Origin of the sequence: Mycolicibacterium rutilum (genome assembly GCF_900108565.1) — a bacterium.
Classification (GTDB): domain Bacteria; phylum Actinomycetota; class Actinomycetes; order Mycobacteriales; family Mycobacteriaceae; genus Mycobacterium; species Mycobacterium rutilum.
Map to the genome: position 1 here is coordinate 1,148,665 of NZ_LT629971.1, position 12,990 is coordinate 1,161,654.

A 12,990-nucleotide genomic window follows, 5' to 3' on the forward strand; every position below is an offset into this window, starting at 1 on the left:
GTTTCTCAGAACGCCGCCGCGGCGGCGCCCACTACGTCGCCGTTTTGCTGGAGCGGGATGCCTCCGGCGAAGATCATGATCCGGCCGCCATTGGAAGCATGGATCCCGAAAAACTGCTCGCCTGGCCCCGCGTCGGCGGCAAGATCCTTCGTCGCGATGTCGAGCGCCCGGCTCGTAAATGTCTTGTTGATCGAGATGTCGATGCTGCCGATCCACGCGCCGTCCATTCGGACGTGAGCCACCAGGTTGCCGCCGACGTCGACGACCGCGATGTTGGAGGGTTGCCCGTTCTCCTCCGCCTGGGCTTGCCCGGCGGCGATCACACGTTGGGCATCGTCGAGGGAAACAGACTGAAGCTGCGTGGTCATGATGCACCGGCCGGTGTCTTGGCGAACTGCTCGACGATCGTCGCGCAAAACGCGGGCAGGTCGTCGGGTGAGCGGCTCGAAATCAGATTCCCGTCGATGACGACCTCCTCGTCAACGACGTCGGCTCCGGCGTTACGCAGGTCGGTTCGCACACTCGGATACGACGTGAGCGTGCGACCCCGGGCGACGCCGGCCTCGATCAGCGTCCACGGGCCGTGGCAGATCACCGCGACCGGCTTGCCGGACTGAACAAAATCACGGACGAACGCGACCGCCTGCTCATCTATCCGCAGCTTGTCGGGGTTGACGGTCCCGCCGGGCAGCAGCAGCGCGTCGAACTCGTCGACCGATGCGTCTCCCACCGCCTTGTCGACGCTGAACGTGCCGGCCGGATCGAGGTCATGGTCCCGAGCTTGGATCTCGCCGGTCTGCACAGACAGCACTTCGGTTTGGCCGCCGGCCTGCTGCACCGCCTCACGGGGTTCCTCGAGCTCGACTCGCTCCACGCCGTCGGCGGCGAGGATCGCAATCCTTTTGTTCTGCAATGTGTTTGCCATGGCAGATCCTTTCGTCGTTTGCAGCGACGTCGCTGTCAGGATGCGGCCAGCTGCGGTTTCAGGACGACCTTGGTCCAGCCGTCTTCGCGCGCGTCGAAGTGCCGGTAGGCGTCCGGGGCCTTGTCCAGCGGCAGCTCGTGCGAGACGATCCAGGACGGCTTGGCTTTGCCAGCGTGAATGAGCGCGCGCAGTTGGCGGTTATAGCGCTTAACAGGGGCTTGGCCGTTGCCCAGCGTCTGGCCCTTGAGCCAGTGCAGGCCATAGTCGAACGCGATCTGGCCCTGTTTGCCGAGTTCGTCAGAGCTGCCGGGATCCTGGGGCAGGAACACACCGACCGAGCCGATACCGCCGATAAACTTCACCGACTGAACGAGGCTGTTCATGGTCAGATTGGGGTTTTCCTGCCCCTGCGGATCGTGCGCCTGATAGCCCACGCATTCGCAGCCCCGGTCGGCGCCGACGCCGTCGGTATGGTTCAGCACTTGCTCGACGGGGTCGCCCTTGGAATCGTCGATGGGAATGGCGCCGATCTCCTCGGCCAGCCGCAGACGATCGGGGTGACGATCGACGACCATGATCTTCTCCGCGCCCTTGATCGAAGCGGAAAGCGCCGCCATGAGGCCCACCGGCCCGCCGCCATAGATCACGATCGATTCACCCGGCTTCATGCCGGACATCTCGACGGCGTGCCAGCCGGTCGGGAAGATATCGGAGAGCATCGCGTAGTCGTTTTCCTTCTCGCGCGCGTCCTCAGGTAAGCGCAGGCAGTTGAAGTCGCCGTAGGGCACGTGCAGATACTCGGCCTGCCCGCCGTCGTAGGGGCCCATGGCGGCGAAACCGTAGGCCGCGCCGGCCATGCCCTCATTGGGCTGCATGGTGATGCAGTAGTTGGTAAAGGTGGTCTCGCAGTTCCGACAATGACCGCAGCCGATGTTGAACGGCAAAGCGACCATGTCGCCGACCTTGATCTTGTCGACGCCGTTGCCGATCTCGACTACCTCGCCCAGATTTTCGTGGCCGAAGATCCGGCCCTTCTCGAAGTCGGTGCGGCCTTCGTACATGTGCAGGTCGGAGCCACAGATGTTGGTGGTTGTCATCTTGACGATGAGGTCGGTTGGCCGCTTGATCTCCGGATCGGGCACGTTGTCGACGCTGACGTCGCGTGGCCCGTTGTAGACGACTGCTTTCATGGCGATCCTTAATTGGGAGTTCGGGTTCAGGTGAATATCGCGAATGGGTACCCACTGTGCTGACGGGTAATCCCTGTGCTAATCGGAATCTGAGCGACGCATGGTCGTCCGTCGCTAGTCGAGACTCGTAGTCGGCGAGGACCGGGGTGCGCCATCACCTCTGGCGGGCGCGCTGGTGTTCGCCGGTCTTAGCCACATGTTCTGGGGCGGCGAGAGTTTTCAGCCTCATTCGCCTCGCCATCGTCGTTTGTCTGCGCGTTCTGCATGATCTGGGCGATGGTGTCGATGGACACCGGGGCGAGGTTCCATGCGTCGAGGCCGACGTGGATCGACTTGCCGCGGCGTCGGATTGAATCGTGGCTGTGGCCGTGCAGCAGCCAGGCTCCCATCCCCGGTAGGCGCCATTGGTCGAATCTGCTGTCGGTTTCGACGTATGGACCGAGTGCGGCAGTGCGGTAGGGGAAGTGTGAAAGCAGCAGCGTCTGGCCGGCCAGCTTGCGCCGCGCGGACTGCTGCACGGAAGCGAACACCTCCAAGTATGTCGACAGCATCTTGTGGGTGTCGATGTGCATGGGATGAACGCTGTCGTGGTTACCAGCGATCAGATGCTTCACCCCGGGTCGTTCCGACAGCCACTCCAGTGCGCGCCGCTGCCCCCCGCGACCACCGGCCGAGATGTCGCCGAGCACCCACACGGTGTCCCCGGCGCTCACGTCGTTGTCCCACCGCCTGGCGAGTTCCGCGTCATGATCGTCCGAGTCGTCGAAGCCCCGCAGCCCCGCGATCAAGCGGTGCCCAATATGCAAGTCCGATGTGTACCAAACCTGCGCGCGGCGAGGCTGCCGCGTCAGGTTGGCTCCATCGAGCTGGCCGGTCATCCTGCAACTCTGACTACGCCGAGGCGTCTTGGCAACGGACTTCATGCTGGCTGCACGATGCACGGCGTAGCCGAGCCACCGCTGTGTTCCGGTACTGCGACAAGCTCGGCGATGTTGCGGATCGCTGACAGCATCGCCCAAGCTCGACAATGGTGGCAGGTATCGCCACTGCGTGTGCAAACCCAGCTTGGCTCCGTCGTCACGAAAATGCGGCCCCCACCTCCCAAAGCGCCAGCGGGCAGGCGCACGGCAGCGCCCAGCTCATTTAGCGCGATCCCAGCTAGCCACTGTGACCACCTCGGGAACAAAAAGGCTTTCTGGTGCTGGTTCAGTCAGTCGGCAGCACAACGTTGGCCCACAAATTGCACTCAGACCCGATTGAGTGGGCGGCGCGGGCAAGGATTCTCGCCTCCCGAGACAGGTCGTGGGGGAACGTTCTATCGGCGCCATTGGCGAGATGACTGTGCATGTCGGCCAAGTCGCCCAGCCTGACTCCCCGCGTCCGGTCTTTGCGAAGTCGCCGCGCGGCGAGAATGGGTTTCGAAATCGCCCAAAAACGGATTTCGGCTTCGATGTCGCCGAGTAGCGCCGCCATGGACTGCGAACGTGCGTCCTGCGGCGGGAGCTTCAGAAGGGTCACAGTGACCAGATCCTGAAGGTCGGCACGACGGTAGACGGTAGCCCCCGCGGCTCCCTGATTGAACCCTTCCGCCGAGTCGGTCACCCCTGGAGTTCAAGGAGGCCGCCACGTCAGAGGGCCGCTGGGCCGTATGCCATTTGCGGTGGCCATGAGTTCGTAGGCGTTCCGAAAGGACGAATTGTGCTTCTCATCGATCCGCAGGCGCATTGTTGGCCAGGCTGGAAGGTGCTCGGCCGGAATCGCGTATGGCGAAGCCGCGTAGCGGATGTCACCTCCGGTGAAGAGCTCCCAGTAGCGGCGCACGACGTTGTGGAACTGCTCACGGCCCATCGTGCGGCTGTTGGCACCCGCACGATTCAACGCCCGTATCAGTCGTCGTGGATCGTCGGCGATGATGCGCCGCTGCTGGTAGTCGATCGGGGGTGGGTTGTGGCGAAGCTGTTCCTTCAGATTCGTCAGCGAGGCAAGGGCGTCGGTCCAGTGGCCGTTGCGGACGACCCAACGCCAGTACTGCGTCACCGGCAGTGCGATGCCTTTCGGCGGGCCGATATCCAGGGCGATGATCGTCCACGGCCGCGTATCGCCGATCTTGCTCACTGCCATCGCCTGGGCCGCAGCAGCGAGCGCGGTGGTGTCTCCGTGACCTGCCCACACGACGCCGGGCCAGAGCACCTGTGGGATCCGTGCGGGGTCGAGTTCGGGCAACACGGGGTGGTGCCATCTCGTTGGCCAGGCCCTTGAGGTGGTTCGACACGTCGATGCCGTGGCGGTGCTTGAAGTCCACGAAGTGCAGGTCGTCGATCACGATCAGCCTCGTCGCGCACGACGTCGCGCAGTCGACGGCCAACGCGCCCAGCTTCGACGTGGAGGCCCGATCGACGGCGGGATGCCCGTAGAACCGCAGGATCTGCTGGTTGAGGCCCTTCAGTGTGATGCCGGCGCTGAGCGGGACGAACGCCACCGGGAGTCGTTGATGGCCTTCAGGGGTGCGCGGGCCTTCGCGTCGGTAGACGCGGCGATGAAAGTCGCGGGCATATCGGATCGCGATGGTGGTTTTGCCCAGCCCGGGTTCGGCGTCGATGACCACTGCGCCGCGCAGCTTGTCCCCGTCCCGGTGACTTGAGGCCATGACCTGGTCGATGATCCCGTAGGCCATGTCCAGCTGCATCGTCTTGACCGTCGGCAGGTTGGCGTTCCAGACGAACCGTGCCTGGTTGTAGTCCTCGAGTTCTTCGGCGGATAACTCGGCCATCTGCGGGCGGGTCAACACCTCCAACGATTGCCTGGGTGCGGCGTTGACGAACGCATCCCAACCTTGTTTGCGTGACAGCTGATAGCGCGCAGTGCCGTTGGCCGCCAGCCACCGTGCCCACGGGTTGCTCACTCCTCGAACACCTCCAACCCAGCGGTGTCGGGGTGCTCGACGAAGTACCGCTCGAACACGTCGATGTCATCGACGACCTCCAACGCAGCGCGTCGTTCGCGGCGCTCCAACAGATCGACCACGCCGGGAAGCGAAGCGACCATCCTGGCGTCCTCGGTCGGTTCGTCCTCGCCGGGTTCGGGAGCGACGATGGAGGCGCGTTGAGCGCTCAGGCGGCGCGCGAGGCTGCGTTCGCGTCGGGTTTCAACCTCGCCGCAGCTCCACTCGGTCAGCAGATCGTGGACCGCTTGAGCCGGGTCGACATGCCTGTTGCGGCGCAAACACAACTGTTTGACGTAGTCCACCGCGTCCTGGCTGAACGGCTGGTGCAACGCGGCGGCATGCTCCCAATCCAGACGATGCCAGCCCCGGGAGTCGGGGTCCTGGAACCAGGCATGGCGGACATCGTGAACGTCGACGAAGATCGGCCACTTGCCGGCGCGGATACCGCCGTAGGCGGAGCGGCGGCCGCGGTAGCGGAGCGGTTCAACGCCGCGCCGTCATAGCGCAGCCCGTCGACCTCAACACCGTAGTGCTGGATGGTGCGCCACCGGACATCAAGAAACTCGAACGCCAGATCGGGGTTCGACGGAAGTAACAGACCGCCAGCCTTGGCGATGCCGATCTCGAACATCTCCATCGGCGCCAAGCCCACCCCTGGCAGCTCCGGAACGCAGAGCCCGGAATGCTTGGTGCGGTGGTACACCGTGGCGACCCATTCGCGGATGATCTGCTCGAGCTCGCTGACGTAGTAGAAGGCCTGGCCCTCGACATCCTTTCCGCGCGAGTACACATCCGGACCCTTGTACGCCGGAAGATACTGCAACAAGGATTCGCGCAGCGTGCGGAAAAACCGCTCAACTGTCGGCTTGTCGGTCGGCTTATTCGGAATGGCCGGCTGCACCGTAATCCCCAGCCGATTACAGGCGCCCAAAATGTGCGCCGACAGAAACGGGCGGCCGTGGTCGACGACGATGGTCTCCGGCACTACCGCCGGAGCACCCGCAGTTGCGGGGGGATTCTCGCCGCCGATCAGCACCATTTTGGGTACGCCATGAAACGGCCACCCGTGGTCTGGTTGCGAATGGGTTGTCACGCACTGGTACAAGACGTTGGCCACGTCGATCGACTTGGTCGACACCGGGGACAGCCGCAAGCCCAACACACAACGGTCGAACAAATCCATCGCGACGGTCAACTCGACACCCACCCACCGCAACGTGACCGGCTCCATCGCGAAGACGTCCAGCGGGGTCGAGTCCAAGACGACGTACTCGCCAGGGCGTGTGCCGTGTAACCGCCCGAACGGGCCCGGCGCCCGATTGTCGACCGAGCGGCGGGCCTTGGCGCTGCCAAACGAGTACTTGCCCCTGGCCAACTCGTCGACCCGACGATAGGCGGTCGCCCGCGACGGTATCGGCACCACCGCCGGGCCGTGTTCGGCTTCCACCCGGCGCGCGACGGCGGCGATGATCGCACCCTTGGTCGGTGTCGATCGGTCGGTGTGGCGGCGCAGCTCTGCCAGACATGCCTCATCCCACAACGGATCCACCGCGCTACGGATCCCCCGACGCAACCGCGCGTCCACCAGGCCGGCCACCCCGGCCGCGTCGTAGGCGGCCTTCCAGCGTCGAACGGTCTTCTCCGAGACCCCGAGTTCGGCCGCTGTCGCCGCGATCCGTTCGGTCGCTTCACGGGCACCGGTGACCGGTTCTGAGAGCCGACGCATGTGAGCGGCCTTGGCTTCCAACTCCCGCAACACCTCGGCGGGCAAGCTGCTCAACACCACCGGGACCGGATCTGAATCCGGCCGGTCCAACTGCGCGGTGTCCACAGGTTGGGCATGCCGAGCCAAATGAGCTGTCGACACCCGGATCAATCGGTCACCGGACACCAGCACGGCATCACCGCCGTCAAACTGGTGAACGGTCCAGATGTCGCCGTCCATCCACAACTTGGTTCCCGTCGTCACGCTCACGCTGCCGGGCAAGGTGACACCTTCCCCAGCGCCAGCACCGACGAGCGGTCCAGCGGACGAGTCAGGTCGGCTTGCCACCTCGCGCGCCACAACATTGCGGCGATCACCGCACCGGCGGCCCGGCATCCTGCAGCCGCGAGGTCATCAGCGACTTCGCTCCACGGGCGGCCCGCCGGGTCCAAATCCGCGGCCGTCCGCATCTCATGCTCCGGAACCAAGTAGTCGCGACGGGCATAGGCCAAGTGACGGATGTTCGCGAGCAGCACATCATCACCACCGCCGTACACCTCGTAACGCCAGCCCTTCGCCGCGCACGCGCGTGACGTCCAGTCGAGCACCGCCGCCACGTCCGGATCGGACTGGAACTCGGTCGGCTTGACGTCCACAACGACGAACTCGCCCGACGCCAGCTTCAACATCACGTCCGGCACATGGCGCCGACGAGTTCCCCCGTCCTCGCCGCACAGCCAGAACGGTTGCGTCGCGATCCACACCACGTCGGAATCGAAGTCCGCCAACCAGAGTCGATCCAGCTCCAAGCGGCTCTCGTAGACCACACTGCCGCCCGTCGTGGCCGACCAGAACCAGCCGCAGTAATTCCGCTGCCCAGCATGACTGCGGACACGCCGCACCGGCAGGCCCCGCACCACGCGATCCGCGGTCACCGATTCCAGCGTCGTCTCCACAACCACGCCGTCATCAGCCTGGTAGCTGACCGCATTATCCAGCAGGTGCCGCCTACCCACGACCACACGCTGATACGAGGACAACAAGATGAGACGCGGACACGCCGGGACACAAACATGAGAAAAGGACAAGTTGGATGAGAACCGACAGCGAGCGCGGGCGTTACTGTGCTTGGGTCGGCCTCAGCGACAAGCCGGCAGAAGAGTTGAGCAGACGTATGACAACTTCCGCAGAGACCTCGGCGCTGGAAGCGCGGGTCGGCCACCACTACCAGATGGACGGCACCTACCTGGTGGGCCGCGAGAAGCTGCGCGAATACGCCCGCGCCGTGCAGGACTACCACCCCGCGCACTGGGATGTCGCCGCGGCGGCCGAACTGGGTTATCCGGACGTCGTCGCGCCGCTGACCTTCACCTCCGCCCCCGGGATGCAGTGCAACCGGCGCATGTTCGAAGAGATCGTGGTCGGCTACGACACCTACCTGCAGACCGAGGAGGTCTTCGAGCAGCACCGCCCGATCGTCGCCGGTGACGAACTGGTCATCGACGTCGAACTCTCCTCGGTGCGCCGCACGGCCGGGCGCGAATTCATCACCGTGACCAACACGTTCACCGACACCCACGGCGAGCGGGTGCACACGCTGCACACCACCGTCGTCGGGGTGACCGCCGAGGACATCGACGCCGGAGTCAAGACCGCCGTGCAGAACGCGATGATGCACGACATGAACATCCTCGACATCGGCGCCAACGCCGCGGCCTACGAGAAGACCGTGCGCCCAGAGGGTGCGATCACGATCTCCGAGGGCGGGCTGACCCGCACGCCGGGCACCCGCTCGTTCGACGAGGTCACGGCCGGTGAGGAACTGCCTGCCCACCACGCGCGCCTGGCCCGCGGCGACCTGGTGAACTATGCCGGCGTCGCCGGTGACGCCAACCCGATCCACTGGGACGAGGACATCGCCAAACTCGCGGGGCTGCCGGACGTCATCGCCCACGGGATGCTCACGATGGGCCTGGGTGCCGGGTTCGTCTCCGCGTGGTCCGGCGACCCCGGTGCCGTCACGAAGTACTCGGTGCGGCTGTCACAGCCGGCGATCGTGTCGGCCAAGGAAGGCGCCGACATCGAGTTCAGCGGCAAGGTCAAGTCGTTGGATCCGGAGACCCGCTCCGGGGTCGTCATCGTCGGCGCGAAATCCGCGGGCAAGAAAATCTTCGGCCTGGCCACGTTGCAGATCCGCTTCCGCTGACGAACGCGTCAGGTCAGCACAGCTTGATGACGGCGCCGCTCACGATGTCCATGGCGACGCCGACGTTGACCTCCAGATCGCGCATCACCATGCCCGCGGCATCCGGCGACAGCGTGCCGGCGTCGGTGACGGCGCAGACCCGGTAGCCCGCGTCGAGCAGCTGCTCGGGCGTCAGGAACCGGTACCGATCCTGCAGCTCGTGCAGATAGTCGCCCTCCTCGGCCGACGCGCCCGGCGCCGTCATCACCGCGGAGATGGCGAGGGCGGCCAGCGCACGCATGATCGTCGACATACGAACCTCCACCGGGTCGGGTTCCCCTGTGAACCTAGGCCGATGGTAGATCTACAGATGTTCGCTCAAGGGCATTTCAGCAAACAGGCTGCCGGGCCTTGCTGATACGTGGCGGTACTGTAGCTCGATGACTACAGCTGGTGGTGGCACGGCTGCGGGTGCGCGTATCCGGCCAATCGTGCTGTCGCATGCCGCAGACCTGTTCGCCGACCGGGGCCCGGCAGCAACATCGCTGCGCGACATCGCCGCTCGCTCCGGGGTGAACGCGGGGCTGATCTTCCGGCACATCGGCAACAAGGACGCGTTGGTCTCGGCCGTGCTGGACTACCTGGCCGACGACCTGGCGTCCGCGCGTGACGCCGACGCGCCGCGCGCGGTGGTGGAGGCGCGCGCCGAGCGCAGTTGGAAGGTGATCGCCCGCGCGCTGTTGGACGGCTTCGATCTCGGCCGGCTGCAGCACCGTTTCCCGAACGTCGAGCAACTGGTGGCGGCCGCTGGAGGGGGTGACCCACACGCGGCTCGTCTCGCCACCGCGGACGCGTTGGCTCTGCACCTCGGTTGGCGATTGTTCGGCCCGTTCCTGAAGGCCGCCACGGGTCTGTCCGACGACGACCCGCGACCCTTCACCGACATCGCCGACGCCCTGGCGGCGCTGCTGGGCGGCGGCGACACGACTCGGTGAGCGCCGGTCACTCAGGGCAGCCCGGCGGCAGCGGCGTGGCGTCGAAGAGACCGTGCGGGTCGAATCTGCGCTTGATCGCGAGCAGCCGTGCGGTGTTGGCGCCGTACGCCTGCGCGATCTGGTCCGGGCTTTCCGGTCCGAGGAGATTGACGTATCCGCCCGGCATCGCGTAGGGCTCGAGCGCTGCATGCACGTGCTCGAGCCATCGTTGGTGGGGGGTGTCGACCGTGTCGGCAGGCCGACTGTCGTTGTCCCACAACGCGATCAGCTCGGCCATGGAGTGCGGTTCGCGCAGGGCGAATGCGGTGGCGTCCAGCGGCACGCGGGTGGGAGCACCGTGGAACTGGTGCAACAGGAGCGCCGAGAACGGTGAGCTGAAGTTGCGTGCCGCCCGTTCGAGGACATCGCCGACCGGCTCGGAGATCCCCGGGAGCATGCGGGTGCGGATCGCTCCTCTCCGCCCGAAAGGAAACATGGCGGTCGTCGCCGCGAGCGGCACGGACCGGGCGACCGGCGCGATGTCGGCCAACACCGGTGTGCCGAGCCGAGTGAGCGTGTGCACCGGACCGCCTGGTGCATCCCCTCGCCGAACGTCACCCGACCAGGTGGGCGCGACGTACACCGTGGGTGATCCGTCGGCGCCGGGCAGGAAACCGACGTCGACCGTCAACTCGTCCGGCGCGCCGGCGAGGATGTCGTGCAGGCCGGCGAGGACGCTGCGCGCCTGCGTGACCGGGTAGAGGATCGTGCCGCTCACGACGACCGGCACCGGGTGCAACTGGATGCGCGCCGAGGTCACCACCCCGAAGTTCCCGCCCCCACCGCGCGACGCCCACAACAGATCCGGCTCGGTGTCGGTGTCGACGAGCGCACCGTCGGCAAGGACGACCTGCGCGCCGAGCAGGTTGTCGGCCGCCAGGCCGAAACGTCCGGTCAACGGGCCGTATCCGCCGCCCAGCGTCAATCCGACGATGCCCACGGTGCCGACGGTCCCGGTGACGGCAGTCAGTCCGGCTTTCTCCGCGGCGCGCACCACATCCGAGGACAGCGCGCCGCCTTCGACGGTCGCGATCCGCCTGTCCTCGTCGACCCGGACCGCGCGCATCGCGGACAGATCCAGCACCAACCCGTCGCTGCGTAGTCCACGTCCCCAGAAGTCGTTGGCGCCGCCGCGGACCGATAACGGGATGGTGTGTTCCCGGGCCACGCGGATCGCAACCTGCACGTCAGGGGCGGACTCGCATCGGACGACGACGGCGGGCCGGATGTGGACCGCACCATTGAACTGGTGCAGCGCCGCGTCGAATTCCGGGCCGTCGACGAGCACGCGGTCGGGCGCGATCGCCGACCGCAGGTCGGTCAGGATGGTCATACTTCAGCGCACCGGTTGCGTCGCCGGCGAGGTCGGCGTGCCGACCTCGCGTCCGCGGCGCGTCAGCGCGATGGTCAACCAGACACCGGACACCACGAAGTAGAAGGCGCCGAAAGCGGCGTAGGGGGCGATGTCGGCGACGCCGGGTGTCTGCGGGGCTCCGGCCTTCTGCAGGAACAGTGCGCCGGCGGCCGCGGACTGCAGGCCACTGATGGCCATCAACCACTGCGCGCCAACGGATTTCCACCGGCGCACCGCGGTCGCCAGCTGAAGTAGCCCCGACAGCACCGCCCAGATTCCGAAGACCCCGAGAACGGCGTTGAGACTCGCAGCGAGCGCGAAGGCCACCGCGACGGTGGTCAGGCTGCTCGCGGCGGCGTTGACGGCTTGGGTCCGGTTGCCACGCAGGCCACCATTGCGCCGCGCGTCTGCCACATTGGCCAACGCGTCCCATGCGGGATAGATCAGCAGCAGGATGTCGGCGGCCACCTGCCATCGTGCGCCGATGGTCAGCGCCGCGGCGACCCACACAAGTGAGAATCCGCCACGCACCAGGTAGTAGGAGCGCAGCCAGCGGTCGGTGGTGACGGGTCCGTGGTTCGACATGTTTTCTCCTCGATCGGCGTTCGGACGGCAACGACGACGCCCTCGGGTGAACAGCAGGGGGCCGGTTGGCCCCGGCGGCTGTAGTCACGCGACTACAACCTACCGTAGTCGCGTGACTACATTGCGCGCACCGACGCTACCAGTTAGTTTGACGTTATGTCGATTTATAGTCGACAGCCCGTCGAATAAGGACCGCTGACGAGGAGGCATCCATGAAGACGTTTTTCATCACCGGCGTGAGCACCGGACTCGGCGCCGCGTTCGCCGCAGCAGCCGTCGAGGCCGGCCACCAGGTGGCAGGCACCGTCCGCCGACGTGAGGACGCCGCTGCGTTCGAGGCGCTGGAGCCGGGCCGGGCCCACGCCAGATTGCTCGACGTCACCGACGATGACGCGGTGCTCCGCACCGTGGCCGACGTCGAATCGACGGTGGGACCCATCGACGTCGTCATCGCCAACGCCGGTTACGGCGTCGAGGGCATCTTCGAAGAGACCGCGCTGTCGGATTTCCGAGCACAGTTCTCCACCAACGTTTTCGGCGTGGCGGCCACGCTGCAGGCGGTGCTGCCCTATATGCGACGACGCCGCGCCGGCCACCTCATGGCCGTGACGTCAATGGGTGGACTGATGGCCGTACCCGGGATGGCTGCCTACTGTGCGAGCAAGTTCGCGGTCGAGGGCATGCTGGACAGCCTGCGCCAGGAGGTCGCCGCCTTCGGCATCCACGTCACCGCCATCGAACCCGGCTCCTTCCGCACCGACTGGGCGGGGCGCTCGATGACGCGCGCGCAACGCTCGATCACCGACTACGACGCGCTGTTCGAGCCCATCCGCGCGGCACGCCTCGCGGCCAGCGGAAACCAGTTGGGCAATCCCGAGAAGGCCGCCCAAGCGGTGCTGTCGATCCTCGACGTCGAGGAGCCGCCGGCGCACCTGGTGCTGGGCTCCGACGCCCTGCGGCTCGTCACCGCTGCCCGTAGCGCTGTCGACTCCGACATCCGGCGGTGGGAGGATCTGTCCCGCAGCACCGATTTCCCCGAGGGAGCACAACTTGCCGCGAACTGAGGCA

General features: G+C 66.1%; 15 protein-coding genes and 1 pseudogene. 3 read left to right on the top strand and 13 right to left on the bottom strand.

Annotated elements, in window-relative coordinates; genetic code table 11:
• Positions 1-5: 5 nt before the first annotated feature.
• From BLW81_RS05550 to BLW81_RS05585, 10 genes and pseudogenes are all read right to left on the bottom strand, one after another.
• On the bottom strand, positions 6-368 hold the full coding sequence (locus tag BLW81_RS05550; RefSeq protein WP_083406347.1) for a GlcG/HbpS family heme-binding protein: 363 nt from the start codon (positions 366-368) through the stop codon (positions 6-8).
• The gene (locus BLW81_RS05555) at positions 365-925 is read right to left on the bottom strand and encodes a type 1 glutamine amidotransferase domain-containing protein (RefSeq protein ID WP_083406348.1); all 561 of its coding nucleotides are present in this window, start codon (positions 923-925) and stop codon (positions 365-367) included. The genes BLW81_RS05550 and BLW81_RS05555 overlap by 4 nt, the downstream gene beginning before the upstream one ends.
• A 35-nt stretch (positions 926-960) precedes the next feature.
• Positions 961-2,115, bottom strand: coding sequence for a glutathione-independent formaldehyde dehydrogenase (locus BLW81_RS05560; RefSeq protein WP_083406349.1), 1,155 nt, complete (start codon positions 2,113-2,115; stop codon positions 961-963).
• A gap of 188 nt (positions 2,116-2,303) precedes the next feature.
• Entirely contained in the window at positions 2,304-2,993 is a 690-nt protein-coding gene (locus BLW81_RS05565) for a metallophosphoesterase family protein (protein WP_083406350.1), read from the bottom strand.
• A 328-nt stretch (positions 2,994-3,321) separates the two neighbouring features.
• Entirely contained in the window at positions 3,322-3,717 is a 396-nt protein-coding gene (locus BLW81_RS05570; protein WP_083406351.1) for a hypothetical protein, read from the bottom strand.
• A gap of 9 nt (positions 3,718-3,726) precedes the next feature.
• Entirely contained in the window at positions 3,727-4,338 is a 612-nt protein-coding gene (locus tag BLW81_RS29540; protein WP_162277386.1) for a hypothetical protein, read from the bottom strand.
• A gap of 58 nt (positions 4,339-4,396) precedes the next feature.
• Positions 4,397-4,885: pseudogene (locus tag BLW81_RS29850) on the bottom strand (ATP-binding protein); the annotation flags it as partial.
• 128 nt (positions 4,886-5,013) lie between these two features.
• Positions 5,014-5,337, bottom strand: a complete 324-nt coding sequence (locus BLW81_RS29855; RefSeq protein ID WP_235632192.1) for a hypothetical protein — start codon at positions 5,335-5,337, stop codon at positions 5,014-5,016.
• Entirely contained in the window at positions 5,286-7,124 is a 1,839-nt protein-coding gene (locus BLW81_RS05580; protein WP_235632193.1) for a TnsB C-terminal domain-containing protein, read from the bottom strand. The genes BLW81_RS29855 and BLW81_RS05580 overlap by 52 nt, the downstream gene beginning before the upstream one ends.
• Positions 7,031-7,780, bottom strand: coding sequence for a TnsA-like heteromeric transposase endonuclease subunit (locus BLW81_RS05585; RefSeq protein WP_083410350.1), 750 nt, complete (start codon positions 7,778-7,780; stop codon positions 7,031-7,033). Before BLW81_RS05585 ends, BLW81_RS05580 begins: the two co-directional genes overlap by 94 nt.
• A 158-nt stretch (positions 7,781-7,938) precedes the next feature.
• Between BLW81_RS05585 and BLW81_RS05590 the strand changes: the two genes are divergently transcribed.
• Positions 7,939-8,970 carry a fused (3R)-hydroxyacyl-ACP dehydratase subunits HadA/HadB gene (locus BLW81_RS05590; RefSeq protein ID WP_083406352.1) on the top strand — a complete coding sequence of 344 codons (1,032 nt, stop codon included), beginning with the start codon at positions 7,939-7,941 and terminating at the stop codon, positions 8,968-8,970.
• 13 nt (positions 8,971-8,983) lie between these two features.
• Here the strand turns inward: BLW81_RS05590 and BLW81_RS05595 are convergent, their stop codons facing one another.
• Positions 8,984-9,262, bottom strand: a complete 279-nt coding sequence (locus BLW81_RS05595; RefSeq protein WP_083406353.1) for a DUF732 domain-containing protein — start codon at positions 9,260-9,262, stop codon at positions 8,984-8,986.
• 127 nt (positions 9,263-9,389) lie between these two features.
• Between BLW81_RS05595 and BLW81_RS05600 the strand changes: the two genes are divergently transcribed.
• A complete protein-coding gene (locus BLW81_RS05600) occupies positions 9,390-9,944 on the top strand; it encodes a TetR/AcrR family transcriptional regulator (protein WP_083406354.1) in 555 nt (184 codons plus the stop codon).
• Positions 9,945-9,951: 7 nt separating this feature from the next.
• Here the strand turns inward: BLW81_RS05600 and BLW81_RS05605 are convergent, their stop codons facing one another.
• The gene (locus BLW81_RS05605; RefSeq protein ID WP_083406355.1) at positions 9,952-11,316 is read right to left on the bottom strand and encodes an FAD-binding oxidoreductase; all 1,365 of its coding nucleotides are present in this window, start codon (positions 11,314-11,316) and stop codon (positions 9,952-9,954) included.
• 3 nt (positions 11,317-11,319) lie between these two features.
• Positions 11,320-11,922 (bottom strand): DUF308 domain-containing protein, encoded by a 603-nt coding sequence (locus BLW81_RS05610; protein ID WP_083406356.1) that lies wholly within the window; start codon positions 11,920-11,922, stop codon positions 11,320-11,322.
• Positions 11,923-12,134: 212 nt separating this feature from the next.
• Here BLW81_RS05610 and BLW81_RS05615 point away from each other — a divergent pair, with 212 nt between their 5' ends.
• Positions 12,135-12,986 (top strand): oxidoreductase, encoded by an 852-nt coding sequence (locus tag BLW81_RS05615; RefSeq protein ID WP_083406357.1) that lies wholly within the window; start codon positions 12,135-12,137, stop codon positions 12,984-12,986.
• Positions 12,987-12,990: the final 4 nt, after the last annotated feature.

Excerpts from the sequence above, each read along its gene's own strand:
- BLW81_RS05550 (WP_083406347.1), bottom strand. The coding sequence starts at position 368 with ATGACCACGCAGCTTCAGTCTGTTTCCCTCGACGATGCCCAACGTGTG.
- BLW81_RS05555 (WP_083406348.1), bottom strand. The coding sequence starts at position 925 with ATGGCAAACACATTGCAGAACAAAAGGATTGCGATCCTCGCCGCCGAC.
- BLW81_RS05560 (WP_083406349.1), bottom strand. The coding sequence starts at position 2,115 with ATGAAAGCAGTCGTCTACAACGGGCCACGCGACGTCAGCGTCGACAAC.
- BLW81_RS05565 (WP_083406350.1), bottom strand. The coding sequence starts at position 2,993 with ATGACCGGCCAGCTCGATGGAGCCAACCTGACGCGGCAGCCTCGCCGC.
- BLW81_RS05590 (WP_083406352.1), top strand. The coding sequence starts at position 7,939 with ATGACAACTTCCGCAGAGACCTCGGCGCTGGAAGCGCGGGTCGGCCAC.
- BLW81_RS05595 (WP_083406353.1), bottom strand. The coding sequence starts at position 9,262 with ATGTCGACGATCATGCGTGCGCTGGCCGCCCTCGCCATCTCCGCGGTG.
- BLW81_RS05600 (WP_083406354.1), top strand. The coding sequence starts at position 9,390 with ATGACTACAGCTGGTGGTGGCACGGCTGCGGGTGCGCGTATCCGGCCA.
- BLW81_RS05605 (WP_083406355.1), bottom strand. The coding sequence starts at position 11,316 with ATGACCATCCTGACCGACCTGCGGTCGGCGATCGCGCCCGACCGCGTG.
- BLW81_RS05610 (WP_083406356.1), bottom strand. The coding sequence starts at position 11,922 with ATGTCGAACCACGGACCCGTCACCACCGACCGCTGGCTGCGCTCCTAC.
- BLW81_RS05615 (WP_083406357.1), top strand. The coding sequence starts at position 12,135 with ATGAAGACGTTTTTCATCACCGGCGTGAGCACCGGACTCGGCGCCGCG.